The organism is Streptomyces sp. NPDC094147 (assembly GCF_044764265.1).
In the GTDB taxonomy this organism is placed as follows: domain Bacteria; phylum Actinomycetota; class Actinomycetes; order Streptomycetales; family Streptomycetaceae; genus Streptomyces.
The window spans coordinates 55,740-74,412 of record NZ_JBIWHT010000001.1 but is presented as its reverse complement, the minus strand read 5'-3'; the positions used below and the strand labels follow the sequence as shown (position 1 = coordinate 74,412).

Below are 18,673 nucleotides of genomic sequence, written 5' to 3'. Positions count from 1 at the left end.
GTCATCCCGCGCAGCCCCCGGCGAAGCGGCGGGCCACCTCGGGGCGGGCCGCCCAGTGCGTGTGCAGATAGCTCGCGTGCACACCCCGCAGCACGAAGCCCTCGACCCGGCGCTCCGGATGCACCAGACCCCAGGCGGGGGTGGTGCCCGCGCCCGGCTCGATGACGGTGCGGTGGAACTCGTGGCCGCGCAGCCGGGTTCCGGCCGCGGCCAGGCTGTTGTCCTGCACCGCCACGGCCTCGCGGTACCCGAGGGTGAGGCGGCCCGACATCCGCGCGTCGGCGTCGAGCACGCCGCACATGGGCTGCCCGTCCAGGGACCTCGCGAGGTAGAGCAGCCCGGCGCACTCGGCGGCCACGGGGGCGCCGCCCAGCGCCAGCTCCGTGACGGCCTTGCGGAGGGGTTCGTTCGCGGAGAGCTCGGCGGCGTACATCTCGGGGAAGCCGCCGCCGATGACCAACCCCGCGGTGTCGGGCGGGAGTTGCTCGTCCTTGAGCGGGTCGAAGACGGCCACGTCTGCGCCGGCGGCTCGGAGAAGTTCCGCGTGTTCGGCGTACGAGAACGTGAAGGCGGGGCCTCCGGCCACCGCGATCACCGGCCTGCCGGGGTCGCTGGTGGCGCTGCCCCCGGGCCCCCGCTCCTCACACGCGGCCGGCTTTCCGCCGGCCAGGGCGTCGTCGGCGGACCATGCCTGCGCTGTCAGCCGCGGTGCGCTGCGGGCCAGGGCGAGCAGGGCCTCCAGGTCGCAGCCCGCCCGTACCTGTGCGGCCATCGCCGACACCGCGGCCAGGGCGTCCGTGCGGCGTTCCGCCACCGGGACCAGGCCCAGATGGCGGGACGGGGTGTCCACCTGGGGAGCGCGGCGCAGGGCGCCGAGTACCGGCACCCCCACGTCCTCCATCGCCTCCCGCAGCAGCGCCTCGTGCCGGTCCGAGCCCACCTTGTTGAGGATCACGCCCCCGATCCGCACCTGCGGGTCCCAGGACGCGAAGCCGTGCACCAGCGCCGCCACCGAGCGGGACTGCGACGAGGCGTCCACGACGAGGACGACCGGGGCGCGCAGGAGCTTCGACACCTGCGCGGTGGAGGCGAGTTCACCGAGTCCGCTCGCGCCGTCGTAGAGGCCCATCACCCCTTCGACCACGGCGAGGTCGCAGCCGAGCGCGCCGTGCGCGAACAGCGGGGCCACCAGGTCGGGGCCGCACATGTACGCGTCCAGGTTCCGGCCGGGGCGGCCGGTCGCCAGCGAGTGGTATCCGGGGTCGATGTAGTCCGGGCCCACCTTGTGCGGCGACACCGCGAGCCCGGACTGCGCGAACGCGGCCATGAGCCCCGTCGCGACGGTGGTCTTCCCGCTGCCCGACGACGGGGCGGCGATGACGAGACGTGCTACCACTCGATGCCCCGCTGGCCCTTCTGCCCGGCGTCCATCGGATGCTTGACCTTGGACATGTCCGTCACCAGGTCCGCGAAGTCCACCAGGTGCTGCGGCGCGTTGCGGCCCGTGATGACCACGTGCTGGGTGCCGGGGCGGTCCCGCAGCACGGAGACCACCTCCGCCACGTCGACCCAGCCCCAGTGCAGCAGATAGGCGAACTCGTCGAGCACGTAGAACTTGTAGGTCTCGGCCGCCAGGTCGCGCTTGACCTGCTCCCAGCCCTCGCGGGCCTTGTCCTCGTGGCTGGGCTCGCCGTCGGCGGGCTCCCGTTGGATCCAGGACCAGCCCTCGCCCATCTTGTGCCAGTCCACCCGGCCGCCCTCGCCGGACGCCCCGAGCACCTTCAGCGCGTTCTCCTCGCCGACCTTCCACTTCGCCGACTTCACGAACTGGAACACCCCGACCGGCCAGCCCTGGTTCCAGGCGCGCAGCGCCATCCCGAACGCGGCCGTCGACTTCCCCTTGCCGACGCCCGTGTGCACCATGACCAGCGGCCGGTTGCGCCGCTGACGCGTCGTCAGACCGTCCTCGGGTACGACACTGACCTGTCCCTGCGGCATTAAGCGGCCCTCCTCGAAGTTCCCTGTACGTCCTTGACGAGACCGGCGATGGAATCCGCCCGCAGCTCGTCCAGCGTGACCGCGCTCCCGCCGAGCTCGCGCGCCAGCTCCCCGGCGAGCCCGAGCCGCACCAATCCCGACTCGCAGTCCACGACCACGGACGCGGTGCCCTCGGCGGCGTGCAGCCGGGCGGCCCGCGCGCCGAGCGCCACCGGCTCGGGGCCGCCGGTCGCCCGGCCGTCGGTGACGACCACGAGCAGCGGCCGCCGCGACGGGTCGCGCAGCCGCTCCACGCGCAGCACGTCATGGGCCTTCAGGAGCCCGGCCGCGAGCGGGGTGCGGCCGCCGGTGGGCAGCGATTCGAGCCGGGCCGCCGCCGCGTCCACCGACGAGGTGGGCGGCAGCGCCACCTCGGCGTCCTTGCCGCGGAAGGTGATCAGACCGACCTTGTCGCGCCGCTGATAGGCGTCGAGCAGCAGCGAGAGCACCGCGCCCTTGACCGCGCTCATCCGCTGCCGGGCCGCCATCGACCCGGACGCGTCCACCACGAACAGCACCAGGTTGCCCTCGCGGCCCTCGCGGGTGGCCTGGCGCAGATCGTCCCGCCGCACCACGAGGCCGCGGCCCGACCGGCCGCGCGCCCGCTGGTGGGGGGCCGCGGCCTGCACGGTCGCCGCCAAGTGCAGCTTGGTGAGCGCCCCTTGGGGCCGCCGCGAACCGGTCGTCCGGCCGTGGTCGGTACGGGCCCGCGAGCGGCGGCCCGCCGCGCCCTCGCCGAGACCGGGCACGCTCAGCATCTTCGTACGGAACGGCTCGGCGGCCTTCACCGCGGCCCGCTCGCCGGGGCCACCGGGGGCGGGGGAGCCGGCCGTCTCCGGCGCGTCGGAGGCCGCCGCGGTCTCCGGGGCCTCGGCCGGGTTCTCGGGGGAGTCGCCCTGCGGCGGGATGCCACCGCCCCCGCCGGGACCGCCCGGCCCCTCGGGGCCCGGGTCCGGATCGTCGTCACCCTCGGTCTCGTCCCTGAACTGTTCCAGGGTCTCGTCGAGCTTGTCCTGGTCGAGTCCCGGCGCGTCGAAGGGGTTTCGCCTGCGCCGGTGCGGCAGCGCGAGCAGCGCGGCCTGCCGCACGTCCTCGGACGTCACGTCCGTACGCCCGTCCCAGGCGGCCAGCGCGGTCGCCGTCCGCGCCATGACGATGTCGGCGCGCATCCCGTCCACCTCGAACGCCGCGCAGGTGGCGGCGATCTGCAGCAGTACCGCGTCCCCGAGCACGACGGAGGGCAGGAGTTCGCGAGCCGCCACGATCCGGGCCCGCAGCGCGCCCTCCTCGTCGGCCCAGCGCGCGGCGAACGCGGCCGGGTCGTCGTCGTAGGCGAGCCGGCGCCGCACGACCTCCACGCGCTGTCCGGGCTCCCGGGACGCCGCGACCTCGACGGTCAGCCCGAACCGGTCGAGCAACTGCGGCCGCAGCTCGCCCTCTTCGGGGTTCATCGTCCCCACGAGCAGGAACCGCGCGGCGTGCCGCACGGAGACGCCCTCGCGCTCGACGTACGAGGACCCCATGGCGGCGGCGTCGAGCAGGAGGTCGATGAGGTGGTCGTGCAGGAGGTTGACCTCGTCCACGTACAGGATGCCGCGGTGGGCGTCCGCGAGCAGGCCCGGCTCGAAGGCCTTCACGCCCTCGCCGAGGGCGCGCTCGATGTCGAGGGCGCCCACCAGGCGGTCCTCCGATGCGCCCACCGGGAGCTCGACCATGCGCGCGGCGCGGGCGGCACCCGGCCCGGCCTCGTGCGGCCCGTCCGGGCACCGCGCGTCGGGCGCGGCGGGGTCGCAGCTGAAGCGGCAGCCCGCCACCACCGCCACCTCGGGCAGCAGATCCGCGAGGGCCCGGACGGCCGTGCTCTTCGCGGTGCCCTTCTCGCCCCGGACGAGGACACCGCCCACGGCCGGGCTGACGGCGTTCAGGAGCAGCGCAAGGCGCAGGTCGTCCATGCCGACGACGGCGGTGAACGGATACCGGGTGCTCATGTGCTGATCACTCCTTCGAGGGGCGGTCGATCGCTGCCGGCGGGGCCGGGCAGGGTGTGCGGCGGGCTGTCGTCGGCTGTGCGGGGCGCGTTCACGGTGCCCCCGGCGGGATGAACGGCAGCCCGGCGGGCGGGCCCTGCTCGATCAGGCGCAGCAGCGCGTCGGTGTCCGCGTGCTCTTCGATCAGGTCGCCGAGCCGGTCCAGCTGCTCTTCGCGCAGCGCGCCGAACGACGTGTCGGGGGCGGGCACGAAACGGCGGCCCGCGGCCCGCGCGACCTGTTCCAGGAAGCGGCGCCGGAAGCCGTCGCTCTCCAGCGAGCCGTGCCAGTGCGTGCCCCAGACCGCGCCCACCCGGCAACCATCCAAAAAGGCTTCCCCGCCCAGGACTTGGGCGACGCCGTGGTGGATCTCGTACCCCTCCACCTGCTCGCCGAGGGCCTCGCCGACGGGCCTGGCGAGCGTCTTCTCGGCGGCGAACCGAACCCGCACGGGCAGCAGTCCGAGACCGGGCACCGAGCCCGCCCGTGACTCGACCTCGTCCTCGATGTGCTCGCCGAGCAGCTGGAAGCCACCGCAGATCCCGAGCACCGGGCGCCCCTCGGCAGCCCTGCGCACCAGCTCTTCCGCGAGCCCCCGCTCCCTCAGCCACTCCAACGCGCGGACCGTGCCGCGCGTTCCCGGCACCACCACCAGGTCCGCGTCGGTGAGTTCCTCGGGCCGGTCCACGAAGCGGACGACCACACCGGGCTCGGCCGCGAGCGCGTCGACGTCCGTGAAGTTGGACATCAGCGGCACCGCGCAGACGGCGATGCGCAGCACGTCCTCGCCGACCGGCGGCGCGACGACCGATTCGCGCACCGCTCCGCGCATCGACACGCTCAGGCCGTCCTCCTCGTCGATGCCGAGGCCGTGGGCGTACGGCAGGATCCCGTAGGTGTGCCGGCCGGTGAGGCCGCGCAGCATCTCGATGCCGGGCTCAAGCAGCGACACATCGCCCCGGAACTTGTTGACGACGTACCCGGCGATCAGCGCCTGGTCCTCGGGGCTCAGCAGCGCCGTCGTCCCGAAGAACGAGGCGAACACCCCGCCCCGGTCGATGTCGCCGACCACGACCACGGGCAGCCGCGCGGCCCGCGCGATGCCCATGTTGACGATGTCGGTGCGCCGCAGATTGATCTCGGCCGGACTGCCCGCCCCCTCGCAGATCACGGCGTCATATGTGCCCCGCAGCTCCTCCAGGCACTCCAGGACGGTGCCGAGCAACGCCTGCTGGCGGCCCCCGTGGTAGCCGCGGGCGCTCAACTCGCCCACCGGCTTGCCCATGAGGACGACCTGGCTCGACCGGTCGCTCCCCGGCTTGAGCAGCACCGGGTTCATGAGCGCGGTCGGCTCCACGCGCGCCGCCTGCGCCTGCATGGCCTGCGCCCGCCCGATCTCCGCGCCCCCGCGCGTGACGAACGAGTTCAGCGACATGTTCTGCCCCTTGAAGGGCGCGACCTTGACGCCCTGGCGCACCAGCCAGCGGCAGATCCCGGCCGTGACGACGCTCTTGCCCGCGTCGGAGGTCGTGCCCGCGATCAGCAGCCCGCCACCCATGTACGTCCCTTCCTCACAGCGGCCCTCGTGGCGACGGCGGTGGCCAGCGTCAGCCAGCCCACCCGGCGCGAGAGCCGTACCGCCCGCTCGATGTCCGCGACTTCGACGGCCCGCCCGGATGCGTTCAGGACCGGCCGGTGCTCGACGCGCCCTCCGTAGGAGAGCGTGCCGCCCAGACGTACGCCGAGGGCCCCCGCGAACGAGGCCTCGACCGGGCCCGCGTTGGGGCTCGGGTGCCGGCCGGCATCGGCGCGCCAGGCCCGCACCGCACCCTTCTTGTCCGGGCCCGCGAGCGCCGCGAGGACGGCGGTGAGCCGGGCCCCCGGCCAGCCCGCCACATCGTCCAGGCGCGCCGAAGCCCAGCCGTATCTGCGGTACTTGGCCGATTTGTGCCCGACCATCGCGTCCAGCGTGTTGACCGCCCGGAAGCCCACGAGCCCCGGCACTCCGGCCAGCGCGCCCCACACCAGGGCGCCGACGACCGCGTCCGAGGTGTTCTCGGCCACCGACTCGACGACGGCACGGGCGATCTGGTCGGCGTCCAGGTACTGCGGGTCGCGCCCGCACAGGTGCGGCAGCCGCTCCCGGGCCACCTCCACATCGCCCGCGGCCAGCGCGCCGCCGATGGCCCGCGCCTCGCGGCCCAGCGAAGTGCCGCCCACCACCGTCCAGGTGGCGGCGGCGGTCAGCGCGGCGGCCGCGGCGGGACGGCCTCGTACGGCGCGGGAAAGCAGGGCCGCGGCGCCCGCGGCGCCGCCCGCGCACACGACGGTGTGCAGCGCGCCCCACCCGCGGTGGTCGCGCCACAGCACGCGCTCGACGGCGCCGGCCGCCCGCCCGAACGCGGCGACCGGATGCCCTCGGCGCGGATCGCCGAGCAGGAGGTCGCCGAGGAGTCCGGCCGTGGCGCCGTACGCGAAGCTGCGATCGGCCCGCACGGGCTCAGCCCGCCAGGCCGTCGCGTGGAACTGCGGTATGTCTCAACAGGCAGGCGCGCATGGCGGTATGTCCTCACTCAGGGTGTCCGCGCCCTGGTTCGACGTGACCGGCGGTGAGAGTTCCTGGCTCGCGGGGATCGCTCCCCGGTGACAGTGGCGGGACCGCGCCGGATTCGCACCGGCTTCCTCTTCTGCCGCCGTAGCTGGCCGGTGCAGTCCACCACGCTGCGAGAACACCCGTCAACTTGCTGTTGACCTGCGGCGCGAGAGTGTGCCGAGACACACAGCGAACCGCCCCCCGGCGGGGCCGGAGGGCGGTTCACGAGTGCGGTGCGGGTCAGCCGACGATCAAGTAGATCCCGTAGCCGACGGCCGCCGCGCAGAGCGCGAAGCAGGCGTACGCGCCGGTGCGGGCCAGGGCCGCGTTGCCGGAGCCGGAGGCCGCGGCCTCCTGCTTGGTGAGGCCGACGATGCCGAGGGTGAACAGGCCCACCAGGCCGACGGTCACCACGAGGCTGACGCCGAAGACGGAGCCGAGGGCCGCCCAGTCGATGTGCATGGGGATTCCTTACCTGTACCTGGTCAGACCGTCGCCGGGCGGGGCGGGTCGGCGGGGGTCACCGGGGCCGGGGCCTGGATCGTGGCCTTGAGGTCGGTGGCCGCGGCGGCGACGCCGGTCGGCGGCGGGGTGACCGCGGCGATCGCGGTGGTGATGACACCGGCGGGCTCGGCCGCTTCGGCGGGCGCGTCGGCGGTGACGTTGGTGTGGTCGACGGGCTGGCGGCGCGAGAGCGACCAGATGACGCCCGAACCGGCGATCAGGAGCACCGCGACGGCGGCGATGCCCCAGGCGCCCTGCCGGGTGAGGAACTCCGCTCCCGCGCCGACCAGTCCGGCCGCCGGCAGCGTCAGACACCAGGCGACGACCATGCGGGTGGCGGTGGACCAGCGGACCACACCGCCCTTGCGGCCGAGGCCCGCGCCCATGACCGAGCCGGTGCAGACCTGGGTGGTGGAGAGCGAGAAGCCGAGGTGCGAGGAGGTCAGGATGACCGCGGCGGCGCCGGTCTGGGCGGCGAAGCCCTGCGGCGGCCTGAGCTCGGTCAGCCCCTTGCCCATGGTGCGGATGATGCGCCAGCCGCCGAGGTAGGTGCCCAGCGCGATGGCGAGGCCGGCCGAGACGATGACCCACATCGGGGGGTTCGCACCCGGGTGCAGCACACCACTGGCGACCAGGGCGAGGGTGATGATGCCCATCGTCTTCTGGGCGTCGTTGGTGCCGTGGGCGAGCGAGACGAGGCCGGCGGAGGCGATCTGGCCCGCACGGTAGCCCTTGGCGGTGGCCTTCTCGTCGGTGTTCCGGTTGATCCGGTACGTGAGCCGGGTGGCCAGCATCGAGGCGATGCCCGCGACGATCGGGGCGGCGACGGCGGGGAGCAGCACCTTGGTGACGACCGTCGAGCCGTTGACCGAGGACCAGCCGGCCGACATGACCGCGGCGCCGATGAGGCCGCCGAACAGCGCGTGCGAGGAGCTGGAGGGCAGTCCGAGCAGCCAGGTCACCAGGTTCCAGAGGATGGCGCCGACCAGCGCCGCGAAGATCACCTCGGTTCTGATGCCTTTTTCGTCGATGATCCCGCCGGAGATCGTCTTGGCGACCTCCACTGACAGGAACGCGCCGACCAGGTTGAGCGCGGCGGACATGGCGACCGCCGTCTTGGGCTTCAGGGCGCCGGTCGAGATGGTGGTGGCCATCGCGTTGGCGGTGTCGTGGAAACCGTTCGTGAAATCGAACACGAGAGCTGTCGCGATCACGATCGCGAGCAGCAGTGTCATGTGTTCCATTTACCCAGGCAATCGTTCGACGTCAGTGGCTGGACGAACGTAAGTAACCTGGATGAACGGAAGGTGAACTGAGGCGGGCGTGGCGGTGTATGTGGCCGCTTTCCAACCCCCTCGGCCCAGCGGGAACCTCGCCTCAGCCCGCCGCGAGCCGCTCCAGCTGCGCAAAAGTCCCATTGAAGAGATTCTGGTCACCCGGCAGGCTCCCGCTGCCGTTGGCGTACTGCCAGAACGTCCAGTACGACCAGCCGGCCGGCAGCGCGCCCGGCGACGCGGCGTACCGGGCGAGCCACAGGGCGTGGGTCGCGGCGAAGGCCCGGCTGCCGCCGGTGCAGTCGTTCCACCAGCGGGCGGTCGTGTAGATCACCGGACGGCGGCCGGTGCGCAGCCGCACCTCGTCGCTGAACCCCGTGATCCAGTCGGTCATCGCGGCCGGGCTCAGCCCGTAGCACTTGTCGCTGCTGCCGCCCTTGGCGTCCTTGCCGTACGGGTTGTGCTCCAGGTCGAGCGCGGGCGGCAGCGTCCGGCCGTCGCGCCGCCAGCCGCCCCCGTTCCGCACGAAGTACGCGGCCTGCGTCCGGCCGGAGGACTGGTCGGGCACCGCGAAGTGGTAGGCGCCCCGGACCAGACCCGCTTGGCGGGCACCGTCGTACTGCTGCCCGAAGTAGGGATTGCGGTACGTCGTGGACTCGGTCGCCTTGACATAGACGAACGAGGCGCCCCGGTCCTTCGCGGAGCCCCAGTCGACGTTCTTCTGGTGCGAGGAGACATCGTGGCCGAGCGGTTTGCCCGCGGCGGACGCGCCGGGCAGCGCGGTGAGCGCGAGCGAGCCCGCGGCAAGGGCGGCGAGCGACGCCGCGAGCAGTGCCCGTACGCCGCGTCGAACCGGGTTGCGATCGCGAGCCATGGATCCCCCAGAATCCCGGTGTACAGCCTGATTTACGGAACAAATGCCCAGAGGCTAGTGGAAGAACGCCGTTCTGCCGCCGTGCCCCGGCCGCAACCGGCCTGGCAGGATCAGCCGCATGAGTGACGAGGCGGCGACCGCCGCGGCCTGGGCCGAACTGATCGACACCGCGCGCAGGACCGCCGCGGAAGGACTGGTCGTCGGCACCTCGGGCAATGTGTCGGTACGCGTCGGCGACCTGGTCCTCGTCACCCCGACCGGCGTCCCCTACGACCGGCTGGGCCCCGCCGACACCGTCGCCGTCGACCTCGAAGGCCGCCAGGTCATGGGCGCGCTCCGGCCCACCAGCGAGATCCCGATGCACTTGGCCGTGTACCGGAACACCGACGCCCGCGCCGTCGTCCACACCCACGCCGTGCACGCCACGGCCGTGTCCACCCTCGTGCCCGAACTGCCGCTGGTCCACTACATGGCGGCCGCCCTCGGCGGCGCGGTGCGGGTCGCCCCGTACGCCCTGTACGGCAGCGAGGAACTGGCCGAGAACATGCTGCGCGCGCTCGCGGGCCGCACCGGATGCCTCCTCCAGAACCACGGAACCGTCACTTACGGAACCGGTCTCGCCCAGGCCTACGACCGCACCGCCCAGCTGGAGTGGATGTGCCGGCTCTGGCTCACCGCCTCCGCCCTGCCCGGCCGCACCCCGTCCCTGCTCAGCCCCGCCCAGCTCGACGAGGCCGCCGACCGGCTGCGCGGCTACGGCCAGCCCTAGGGCGTGGCGGGCCATGGCCGGGGCAGGGGTGTCCGGCGGATCATGGCCGGGTCCCGCCGCGCCGCCGCCTCCTGCGGTCCCGCCCGCTGGCACCCGGGCCGACCCGGGCCGAGACTGGAACTGTGCGCCCCGCTACGAAGACGGCAGCGGCCGTCACCACACTCATCGGCGTCGGTGCGGCAGCGTTCGTCGCCGGTCGGTACGCCAGCGACGCCGCCCTCAGGCCGCCGCCGGGCCGCCCACTGCCCACCGACCCCCGGCTGACCGTGCACGCCACGGCCCCCGGCCGGATCACCCTGACCCGCTCGCTCGCGGCGCTGCGCCCGGGGACGTACGGCCTGGAAGGCGAGGGACTCCACGCGGTCGTCGGCGATGTACTCGACGGCGAGCCGCACACCGCCGACACGGTGGTACGCCGACTGGAGCGGGTCACCCAGGGCGCCGTCACGCCGGGCGACCGGGTGCGGCTCACGCCCCAGGTGCACCGAGGCACCCCTGAAACCGCGCTCGGCCTCTCCTACCGCGACGTCGAGATCCCGGCCGAACTCGGCTCGCTGCCCGCCTGGTTGGTCCCCGGCCCCCGCACCACCTGGGTGATCACCGCGCACGGCCTGGGCACCACGCGCGAACACCCCCTGAACATCATGGAGTTCCTGCACCGCCAGCAGCTGCCCGTGCTCGACCTCGCCTACCGCGGTGACGAGGGCGCGCCCCGTTCCCCGGACGGCCTCGGCCACCTCGGCGACTCCGAATGGCGCGACCTCGACGCCGCGATCCGCTTCGCCACGCGGTCCGGGGCGCAGCGCGTCATCCTGCACGGCTGGTCCACCGGCGCCACGATGGCCCTGCACGCCGCCGCCAACTCCCCGCTGCGCGACCGCATCAGGGGCATCGTCCTCGACTCGCCGGTGCTGGACTGGGAGTTCACCCTGCGCGCCCTGGCCGCGGCCCGCCGCACCCCGGGCGCGCTGCTGCCGCTCGCCGTCCGCGCCGCCCAGGGCCGCACCGGCATCCACGGCGACCGCCTCCAGGAAGCCGTCGACCCCCAGGCGCTGCGCGTCCCGACGCTGCTCTTCCACGGCCCCGACGACACGCTCGCCCCGTGGGGCCCGTCCCGCGAACTGGCCGACCGCCGCCCGGAACTGATCACCCTGCACACGGTCCCGCACGCCCCCCACGCCTCGATGTGGAACGCCGACCCGGCCCGCTACGAAGAAACCCTGCGCCGCTTCCTGACCCCCCTCATGTGACGCGCCCTCCGCCACGACATCGGACCGGCCCGCCGTTCCGGGCACGGCGGGTCCCACCGCCGGGCGAGGCCGGCCGGTCGATTCCGGCCGGGCTCGCGGGCCGCCGGCGGACGGCGATCACTCGGGGCCCCGCCCCCGGATCCCAGCGGTCCCCGCCGTCCCGCGGACGGCAGGCGTGGCCGATTCCGTTTGGGCTTTCGGGCCGTCAGCGGGAAGACTGCATCCGTGACCTCCCGGAAGCCTGAAGAGAAGTTGCCGCGCGACTCCAGACTGCGGCTTGTCCGCGCTCCGCAGCCGAGGGAAGCCCGACCTCTTGCCACCGCTCGCAGGGCCGTGACCGACCGGCGTACCAGGCCGGCGCCCCGGCCACCCGCGGGCACCCCAGCCGCCGGCGAACTGGCCCGCCAGGCCAGGGCGGTGCTCGCCGACGCCGTACGCGTCGCCCGCTGGACCGACGCCGAGCGCGCCCGCGGCGCCGCCCCCGGCCCCGGCCGGCCGGGGCCGCTCCCGGCCGCGGTCGCCGAGCGGGCCGCCGCCGCTCTCGGCCTGACGGCCGCTCAGGTGCGGGCCGCCTGGGACCGCGCCCGGCTCGCGGGCCTGGTCGAGCTGCACGGCGACACCGTGCGTCCGGGCTGGCGGCTGCGCGCCTGGGACCGCGACGACGCGGCCGTACTGCGCGGCTGGGTCGCCCTGTTCGACGCGTGGTCCATCGTCCATCCCGCCCCGGACGACATCGCCCCCACCGCCGTGGCCGAGGTCGTCGAGGCCGTGCCCCAGGTGCTCTCCCTCCTTCAGCTCTCGGCCGGCCCCGTGCTGGTCCCGGCCCTGCTCGACCTGCTCGGGCAGCGGGTCGCCGAACTCCGCGAGGAGCGCTGCGAGGTTCCCTACCGCCCCGAGCCCGACCTCACAGCCCTGCCGCCGCTGCTTCCGCACCTCCTCGACTGGGCCCTGGCCGGCCTCGCCGCCGTCGGCGCGCTCACCCTCGGCGAGGGCCAGGCCACCCTGACCCCGCTCGGCAACTGGGCGGTCTGGGTCAAGCTGGAGCAGATCTGCGTCGCCGCGCAGAGCCCGGCCGGGAACATCGAGCAGTCCGCCGAGGACATGCTGCGCGGCTGCGCCGGTCTCACCCCGGGCCCGGCCCGCGCCGAGTACCGCGCCTGGATCGCCGCGCGCACCGTCGGCAGTGCCGTCACCGAGCTCCTCGACACCGCACGCGGCGACGACGCCCTGCTGCGCGGACTCGCTTTCGAGGCGCTGCGCGCGGTGGGGGCACCCGCCGAGCCCGGAGTGCGCGCCGCCGCGACGGAGACCTCCCTGCGCCCCTACGCCCTGCTCTGGCTCGCCGAGTACGAGGGCGGCGATCCGGAGGACGCGCTGGGGGTCCTCACCCGGGAGGAGTCCACCTGGCTGTGGGTCGACACGGCCGCCGCCGTGGCCGACCACGGCGAGAGCGAACTGCTCGTACGCCACCTCGATTCGGCGGTGCAGGGCACGGTGCCCGCGCTGCTCGCCGAGGTACGGGCCGTCGGACATCCCCGCACGGTGCAGGTCCTGGTCGCCCTCGCCGCGGCGCACCCCGACCCGGCCCTGGCCAAGGCGGTCCGCCGCGCGGCCTTCCAGGTCCACAACGGTTCCGTGTAGCGGCGCCCCCATCCGCCCCGGGGCGCCGCGGGCGATGTGCCAACTCCCCTTTCCCGTCGGCCAGTTGGCGCTTAGTCGGGAGTCAGCCCGGTCGGCGTGATCGGGCCCGGAGCCGAGCGGTGCCAAGCAGGTCGGCGAAGGGCCCGCCGCCCGCTACCCCCTCACTCCGCCCCGCCCGGCGCATACGTGCCGAAGCTCCACACATTGCCCTCCGCGTCTCTCGCCATGTAGTCCCGCGAGCCGTAGTCCTGGTCCGTCGGCTCCATCAGGATTTCCACGCCCTGCTCCGCGGCGCGCTTGTGGTGGGCGTCCACATCGCTCACCACCACGTACACCCCGGCCGGGCCCGCGTCCGCCATCGTCCGGGCGAAGAGGCCCTCGCGGCCCTTGGAGCCCAGCATCACCATGCCGGTCCCATAGGACAGCTCGGCGTGCATCACGGTGCCGTCCTCCCCCTCGTACGCGCACACCTCGGTGAAGCCGAAGGCGTCCTTGAGCTGGCGGATCGCCGCTTTCGCGTCGCTGTAGAGAATCGTCGGATACATGCTCATGCCGATCATTCCTTCCGGGTCCAAGCCGCTGACTGTGACCTGGATCTCAGTGTGGCACCCGGCACTGACAACGCCTCCTGCCGCCGGAATTCACCGCGCGAAGGTGTTGCAACGGGCCATGTCGCCGCTCTGATAGCCGGTGTAGAACCACTGCTGGCGCTGCTGGGCCGAGCCGTGCGTCCAGGTCTCCGGGGTGACCCGGCCCTGGAACTTCTCCTGGATCCGGTCGTCGCCGACCGCGGCCGCCGCGTCCAGGCCGTCCTTGATGTCCTGACTGGTCAGCTGGGAGATGAGCGGGCGGCCCGTGGACCGGTCGGGAGTCGTCGTCGCGTGGTGCGCCCAGATCCCGGCGTAGCAGTCGGCCTGCAACTCCACCTTCACCGCGTTGCTGTTGGCGCCCTGCTGACCGTCCTGCGCCTTCTGCAGGGTGCCCATCAGGTTCTGGATGTGATGCCCGTACTCGTGCGCCACCACGTACGCCTGCGCGAAGGGGCCGCCGCTGGAGCCGAACTTGGTCCGCAGCTCGTTGAAGAATCCCAGGTCGAGATAGACCTGCCGGTCGCCCGGACAGTAGAAGGGGCCGACCGCCGAACTCGCCGCGCCGCACGCGGTGTTGACACGGTTGGTGAAGAAGACGGTCTGGGCGGGGGAGTACCGGCCGCCCCGCTTCGGGAACTCCTGGCTCCAGTAGTCCTGCACGCTGTTGACCACCGCGACGATCCGGCAGTCCTCCTTGGTGTTGGCGTCCGAGCCCCGCTTGCAGCTCTGCGACACCTGCGCCTGGGACGAGGAGCTGGCCGCCGGTGTGGTGCCGCCCGACGAGAGGCCGAGTTCCTCCGGACCCACCCCGAAGAACAGCCCGAGCAGCAGGGCCACGAAGGCGACGAGCCCGCCGCCCACGGTGGCCCGGCCGCCCGGGATCCGGCTGCCGCGCACATCCTTGACCTCGGATGTGTCCAGATCGGCGTCGTCGTCGAACTGCATGGGCGCACCACCCTCTGCTCCACCGGGGCCGGCGTGCGCGGCAGCCCACCGAATGTCTCCCCGAGTATCGATCAGTTCATTGCGCTACGCCCGTTTTGTTACGTCGGCCGATACGCTCTGCGCGTCATGGACCGGACCCGCCTCGCGCTGACCGCAGTCGCCGCCGTACTCGCTCTGCCGCTGGTCACCGCGGCCCAGCACACCCGCCAAACCCCTTACGGCGACCGCTTCGACAGCTTCTCCGCACGCCCGGCCGGTCCCGTGGCGGTACGGATCCGGGGCGCGGCCGTCGAGGCGTACGACCGCCGCACCGGCGCCCGGCACTGGACCTACGCGAGACGAGGCAGCGTCCCGCTCGCCCTGCGTCGCGCGCCCGGCCACACCTTCACCCTCTGGGCCGACGGCATGATCACCGACACCGGGCCGGGCTGGGTGCGCTGGCACCGCGCGGTGCCCGGCCTCGGCGCCTGGCTGACCGGACGGCCCGGCCGTGCCTCGGGCGTGTTCCAGCCGCTGGATCCCGGCGCCCGCATGCTCGCCGTCGTGACGCCCGAGCGGATCACCGCCTTCCGCGCCGCCGACGGCGATCTGCGCTGGCTGCTGTCCGCCCGCGAGGGCTGCACCTTCGACCCCGGGCACACCGCTCACTCCGGCGGGGCGCTGCTCGTCGCGCAGCCCTGCCGGGAACGGGGACCCGGGAGCCGGCGGCCGACCGCCGTCGACACCTTCGGCCCGATCACCCCGGACCGTACCCCGCTCGGTAACGAACTCCCTGGTCAGCGGCGCACGGACGGCGGCGGAAATCGGGTTGCGCGGCCCAGTTAGAATTGGCTCCATGGCAATTCTCCTTGTGCATTAGACGGCGTCGACCTCCGCGACCCCCGTCCCGTCCGCCGTCCATACCGCCCTGGAGTCTTTCCGTGATCACCGCCACCGGCATCGAGCTGCGCGCCGGCGCCCGAATCCTCATCGAGTCCGCTTCCTTCCGCGTCGCCAAGGGCGACCGCATCGGCCTGGTCGGCCGCAACGGAGCGGGCAAGACCACCCTCACCAAGTGCCTGGCCGGCGAGGGCGTCCCGGCCGCCGGCGCCATCACCCGCTCGGGCGAGGTCGGCTATCTGCCGCAGGACCCGCGCACCGGCGACCTCGACGTGCTCGCCCGCGACCGCGTCCTGTCCGCCCGCGGCCTCGACGAAGTCCTGCGCAAGATGCGCGAGAACGAGGACCGCATGGCGAACGGCAAGGGCGCCACGCGCGAGAAGGCGATGAAGAAGTACGAGCGCCTGGAGACCGAGTTCCTCACCAAGGGCGGGTACGCCGCCGAGGCCGAGGCCGCCACCATCGCCGCCGCGCTCGGCCTGCCCGACCGGGTGCTCGGCCAGCCGCTGCACACCCTCTCCGGCGGTCAGCGCCGCCGCATCGAGCTCGCCCGGATCCTCTTCTCGGACGCCGACACCCTGCTCCTGGACGAGCCGACCAACCACCTCGACGCCGACTCCATCGTCTGGCTGCGGGACTACCTCAAGACGTACCGCGGCGGCTTCATCGTGATCTCCCACGACGTCGACCTGGTCGAGACGGTCGTCAACAAGGTCTTCTACCTGGACGCCAACCGAGCCCAGATCGACATCTACAACATGGGCTGGAAGCTCTACCAGCAGCAGCGCGAGGCCGACGAGAAGCGCCGCAAGCGCGAGCGCCAGAACGCCGAGAAGAAGGCCGCCGCCCTCAACTCGCAGGCCGACAAGATGCGCGCCAAGGCCACCAAGACCGTCGCCGCGCAGAACATGGCCAAGCGCGCCGAGCGCCTGCTGTCCGGCCTGGAGGCGGTACGCGTCTCCGACAAGGTCGCCAAGCTGCGCTTCCCCGACCCGGCGCCCTGCGGCAAGACCCCGCTGACCGCCGAGGGCCTGTCGAAGTCGTACGGCTCCCTGGAGATCTTCACCGATGTCGACCTGGCCATCGACAAGGGCTCGCGGGTCGTCATCCTCGGTCTGAACGGTGCCGGCAAGACGACGCTGCTGCGGCTGCTCGCCGGGGCCGAGAACCCGGACACCGGCGAGGTCACCCCGGGCCACGGCCTGAAGATGGGCTACTACGCACAGGAGCACGAGACGCTCGACCCGGAGCGCACGGTCCTGGAGAACATGCGCTCCTCCGCCCCGGACCTGGACCTCGTAGAGGTGCGCAAGACGCTCGGTTCGTTCCTCTTCTCCGGCGACGACGTGGACAAGCCGGCCGGAGTCCTGTCCGGCGGCGAGAAGACCCGCCTCGCGCTTGCCACCCTCGTCGTCTCCTCCGCCAACGTCCTGCTGCTCGACGAGCCCACCAACAACCTCGACCCGGCCAGCCGCGAGGAGATCCTGGGCGCGCTGCGCACGTACAAGGGCGCCGTCGTGCTGGTCACCCACGACGAGGGCGCGGTCGAGGCGCTCCAGCCGGAGCGGATCATCCTGCTTCCGGACGGCGTCGAGGACCTGTGGGGTCCCGACTACGCGGATCTCGTCGCGCTCGCCTGATCCGAGGCCCCCGGCGGCGGGATCCGTGCATGATCCATCCGCTGATCCACTCCCTATGGATCATTCGGCTCAGCCGTGATCCTCAATCTGAGTGAGTACGTCTCGTACCCCGGCGTGTGACGCATCGGATCAAGGTCTGTCCCCCGCGGGACGGGCCTTTTTCCGTATGTGACCCGGAACGCAACGCTGACCTGGCGTTTCGTCTCGACTTTCGGGCCGGTGCAGGTCCAAGCCCCGTCGGAATGCGGCATTCGGCCCCCGCTGGACTCCGCCGGCGCCCGCAAGCTCGTTGTACGGACCTTGCCGAATGGGTGGCCAGGAAGCGCGGGAGGGGTGATCATGAGAAGTCCAGAGCGCACTTCCCATGAGGAGGCACGGGTGGCCGAGACTCTGAAGAAGGGCAGCCGGGTAACCGGCGCCGCGCGCGACAAGCTCGCGGCAGACCTGAAGAAGAAGTACGACTCCGGTGCGAGTATCCGGGCGCTGGCCGAGGAAACCGGCCGCTCCTATGGATTCGTCCACCGGATGCTCAGCGAGTCCGGCGTCGTTCTCCGTGGACGCGGCGGAGCGACACGGGGCAAGAAGGCCACCTCGGCCTGACCGAGGCGGGTTCGGACGTCCCCTGTGGCCCACCGGGTCCGGTGGTGGCCACCCGGTCGGCCGTGCGGTCGACCGGGTGGTTACTGTGCAGTCACTTAATGACCGCCGACGCGGTCATGCACTGACGGCCACTGACCCGGAGGCGCTCCATGGCTTCGCCCGCATCCGCAGCTGAGGTATTCGACAAGGACGGCGTCCGGCTCTCCGTCGACGACGCGGTCGCCACGGTGACCCTGACCAATCCGGCCAAGCGCAACGCCCAATCTCCCGCTCTGTGGCGGGCGTTGGCGGACGCCGGACGGTCGCTGCCGGGCAGCGTGCGTGTCGTCGTGCTGCGCGGTGAGGGCAAGTCCTTCTCCGCGGGCCTCGACCGCCAGGCCTTCACCCCCGAAGGCTTCGACGGCGAGCCCTCGTTCCTCGACCTCGCGCGCGGCTCCGACGCGGAGCTCGACGCGGTCATCGCCGAGTACCAGGAGGCGTTCACCTGGTGGCGCCGCAACGACATCGTGTCGATCGCGGCCGTCCAGGGGCATGCGATCGGGGCCGGTTTCCAGCTCGCCCTCGCCTGCGACCTGCGGGTCGTCGCGCAGGACGTGCAGTTCGCCATGCGCGAGACCAGCCTCGGACTCGTCCCCGACCTCACCGGCACGCATCCGCTCGTCGGGCTCGTCGGGTACGCCCGAGCGCTCGAAATCTGTGCGACGGGGCGGTTCGTGGGGGCCGAGGAGGCCGAGCGGACCGGACTCGCCAACCTCGCGGTGCCGGGTGATGAACTCGACTCCGCGGTACGGGACTTGGCGGGGGCGCTGCTTGCCGCTCCGCGGGATGCGGTGGTGGAGACGAAGGGGCTGCTGCGGGGTGCGGTCGGGCGGCCGTACGAGGAGCAGCGGGCTGCTGAGCGGGCTGCTCAGGCTCGGCGGCTGCGGGACCTGGCGGGCCTGTCCGACTGAACTGGGCCGCATCCCACGGGGGTTGCTGGGGGCCCTGCCCCCAGACCCCCGCTCCTCCATCGCCGGAGGGGCTTGATTTGGCTGCCCGGTCCTCCATCGC

17 protein-coding genes and 1 riboswitch are annotated in these 18,673 nt (G+C 73.0%); of the genes, 7 read left to right on the top strand and 10 right to left on the bottom strand.

Annotation, left to right across the window (positions count from 1 at the left end):
- Position 1 precedes the first annotated feature (1 nt).
- The 8 genes from ACIQ8J_RS00375 to ACIQ8J_RS00340 all read right to left on the bottom strand — a co-directional run bounded on the left by ACIQ8J_RS00375 (position 2) and on the right by ACIQ8J_RS00340 (position 9,309).
- Positions 2-1,396, bottom strand: a complete 1,395-nt coding sequence (locus tag ACIQ8J_RS00375) for a cobyrinate a,c-diamide synthase (protein WP_403263385.1) — start codon at positions 1,394-1,396, stop codon at positions 2-4.
- Positions 1,390-1,998 carry a cob(I)yrinic acid a,c-diamide adenosyltransferase gene (gene cobO, locus ACIQ8J_RS00370; RefSeq protein WP_403263384.1) on the bottom strand — a complete coding sequence of 203 codons (609 nt, stop codon included), beginning with the start codon at positions 1,996-1,998 and terminating at the stop codon, positions 1,390-1,392. Before cobO ends, ACIQ8J_RS00375 begins: the two co-directional genes overlap by 7 nt.
- Positions 1,998-4,025 (bottom strand): putative cobaltochelatase, encoded by a 2,028-nt coding sequence (locus tag ACIQ8J_RS00365; RefSeq protein WP_403263383.1) that lies wholly within the window; start codon positions 4,023-4,025, stop codon positions 1,998-2,000. Before ACIQ8J_RS00365 ends, cobO begins: the two co-directional genes overlap by 1 nt.
- 91 nt (positions 4,026-4,116) lie before the next feature.
- The gene (locus ACIQ8J_RS00360; protein ID WP_403263382.1) at positions 4,117-5,622 is read right to left on the bottom strand and encodes a cobyric acid synthase; all 1,506 of its coding nucleotides are present in this window, start codon (positions 5,620-5,622) and stop codon (positions 4,117-4,119) included.
- Complete coding sequence (locus ACIQ8J_RS00355) at positions 5,604-6,560, bottom strand: cobalamin biosynthesis protein (protein WP_403263381.1); 957 nt, start codon at positions 6,558-6,560, stop codon at positions 5,604-5,606. The genes ACIQ8J_RS00360 and ACIQ8J_RS00355 overlap by 19 nt, the downstream gene beginning before the upstream one ends.
- Before the next feature lie 96 nt (positions 6,561-6,656).
- Positions 6,657-6,798: riboswitch (cobalamin riboswitch) on the bottom strand.
- A 99-nt stretch (positions 6,799-6,897) separates the two neighbouring features.
- On the bottom strand, positions 6,898-7,119 hold the full coding sequence (locus ACIQ8J_RS00350) for a hypothetical protein (protein WP_403263380.1): 222 nt from the start codon (positions 7,117-7,119) through the stop codon (positions 6,898-6,900).
- Positions 7,120-7,142: 23 nt separating this feature from the next.
- Positions 7,143-8,405 carry an anion permease gene (locus ACIQ8J_RS00345; RefSeq protein ID WP_403263379.1) on the bottom strand — a complete coding sequence of 421 codons (1,263 nt, stop codon included), beginning with the start codon at positions 8,403-8,405 and terminating at the stop codon, positions 7,143-7,145.
- Positions 8,406-8,538: 133 nt separating this feature from the next.
- Positions 8,539-9,309 (bottom strand): lysozyme, encoded by a 771-nt coding sequence (locus ACIQ8J_RS00340; protein WP_403263378.1) that lies wholly within the window; start codon positions 9,307-9,309, stop codon positions 8,539-8,541.
- A 118-nt stretch (positions 9,310-9,427) separates the two neighbouring features.
- Here ACIQ8J_RS00340 and ACIQ8J_RS00335 point away from each other — a divergent pair, with 118 nt between their 5' ends.
- The 3 genes from ACIQ8J_RS00335 to ACIQ8J_RS00325 all read left to right on the top strand — a co-directional run bounded on the left by ACIQ8J_RS00335 (position 9,428) and on the right by ACIQ8J_RS00325 (position 12,969).
- Complete coding sequence (locus ACIQ8J_RS00335; RefSeq protein ID WP_403263377.1) at positions 9,428-10,078, top strand: class II aldolase/adducin family protein; 651 nt, start codon at positions 9,428-9,430, stop codon at positions 10,076-10,078.
- Between the two features lie 122 nt (positions 10,079-10,200).
- Positions 10,201-11,328: an alpha/beta hydrolase gene (locus ACIQ8J_RS00330; protein ID WP_403263376.1), complete on the top strand. Its 1,128-nt coding sequence runs from the start codon at positions 10,201-10,203 to the stop codon at positions 11,326-11,328.
- A gap of 333 nt (positions 11,329-11,661) precedes the next feature.
- Positions 11,662-12,969 carry a hypothetical protein gene (locus ACIQ8J_RS00325; protein ID WP_403263375.1) on the top strand — a complete coding sequence of 436 codons (1,308 nt, stop codon included), beginning with the start codon at positions 11,662-11,664 and terminating at the stop codon, positions 12,967-12,969.
- A 161-nt stretch (positions 12,970-13,130) separates the two neighbouring features.
- Here the strand turns inward: ACIQ8J_RS00325 and ACIQ8J_RS00320 are convergent, their stop codons facing one another.
- Both ACIQ8J_RS00320 and ACIQ8J_RS00315 read right to left on the bottom strand, forming a co-directional pair.
- Positions 13,131-13,520 carry a VOC family protein gene (locus tag ACIQ8J_RS00320; protein WP_403263374.1) on the bottom strand — a complete coding sequence of 130 codons (390 nt, stop codon included), beginning with the start codon at positions 13,518-13,520 and terminating at the stop codon, positions 13,131-13,133.
- Between the two features lie 90 nt (positions 13,521-13,610).
- The gene (locus ACIQ8J_RS00315; RefSeq protein ID WP_403263373.1) at positions 13,611-14,504 is read right to left on the bottom strand and encodes a neutral zinc metallopeptidase; all 894 of its coding nucleotides are present in this window, start codon (positions 14,502-14,504) and stop codon (positions 13,611-13,613) included.
- Between the two features lie 126 nt (positions 14,505-14,630).
- On the opposite strand from ACIQ8J_RS00315, the gene ACIQ8J_RS00310 reads away from it, so the two are divergent.
- The 4 genes from ACIQ8J_RS00310 (at position 14,631) to ACIQ8J_RS00295 (ending at position 18,573) form a co-directional block, all read left to right on the top strand.
- A complete protein-coding gene (locus ACIQ8J_RS00310) occupies positions 14,631-15,329 on the top strand; it encodes a hypothetical protein (protein ID WP_403263372.1) in 699 nt (232 codons plus the stop codon).
- Between the two features lie 95 nt (positions 15,330-15,424).
- Positions 15,425-17,023 (top strand): ABC-F family ATP-binding cassette domain-containing protein, encoded by a 1,599-nt coding sequence (locus tag ACIQ8J_RS00305; protein ID WP_403263371.1) that lies wholly within the window; start codon positions 15,425-15,427, stop codon positions 17,021-17,023.
- Between the two features lie 378 nt (positions 17,024-17,401).
- Positions 17,402-17,623 (top strand): helix-turn-helix domain-containing protein, encoded by a 222-nt coding sequence (locus ACIQ8J_RS00300; RefSeq protein WP_398906876.1) that lies wholly within the window; start codon positions 17,402-17,404, stop codon positions 17,621-17,623.
- A 149-nt stretch (positions 17,624-17,772) separates the two neighbouring features.
- Positions 17,773-18,573, top strand: coding sequence for an enoyl-CoA hydratase/isomerase family protein (locus ACIQ8J_RS00295; RefSeq protein ID WP_403263370.1), 801 nt, complete (start codon positions 17,773-17,775; stop codon positions 18,571-18,573).
- Positions 18,574-18,673 lie beyond the last annotated feature (100 nt).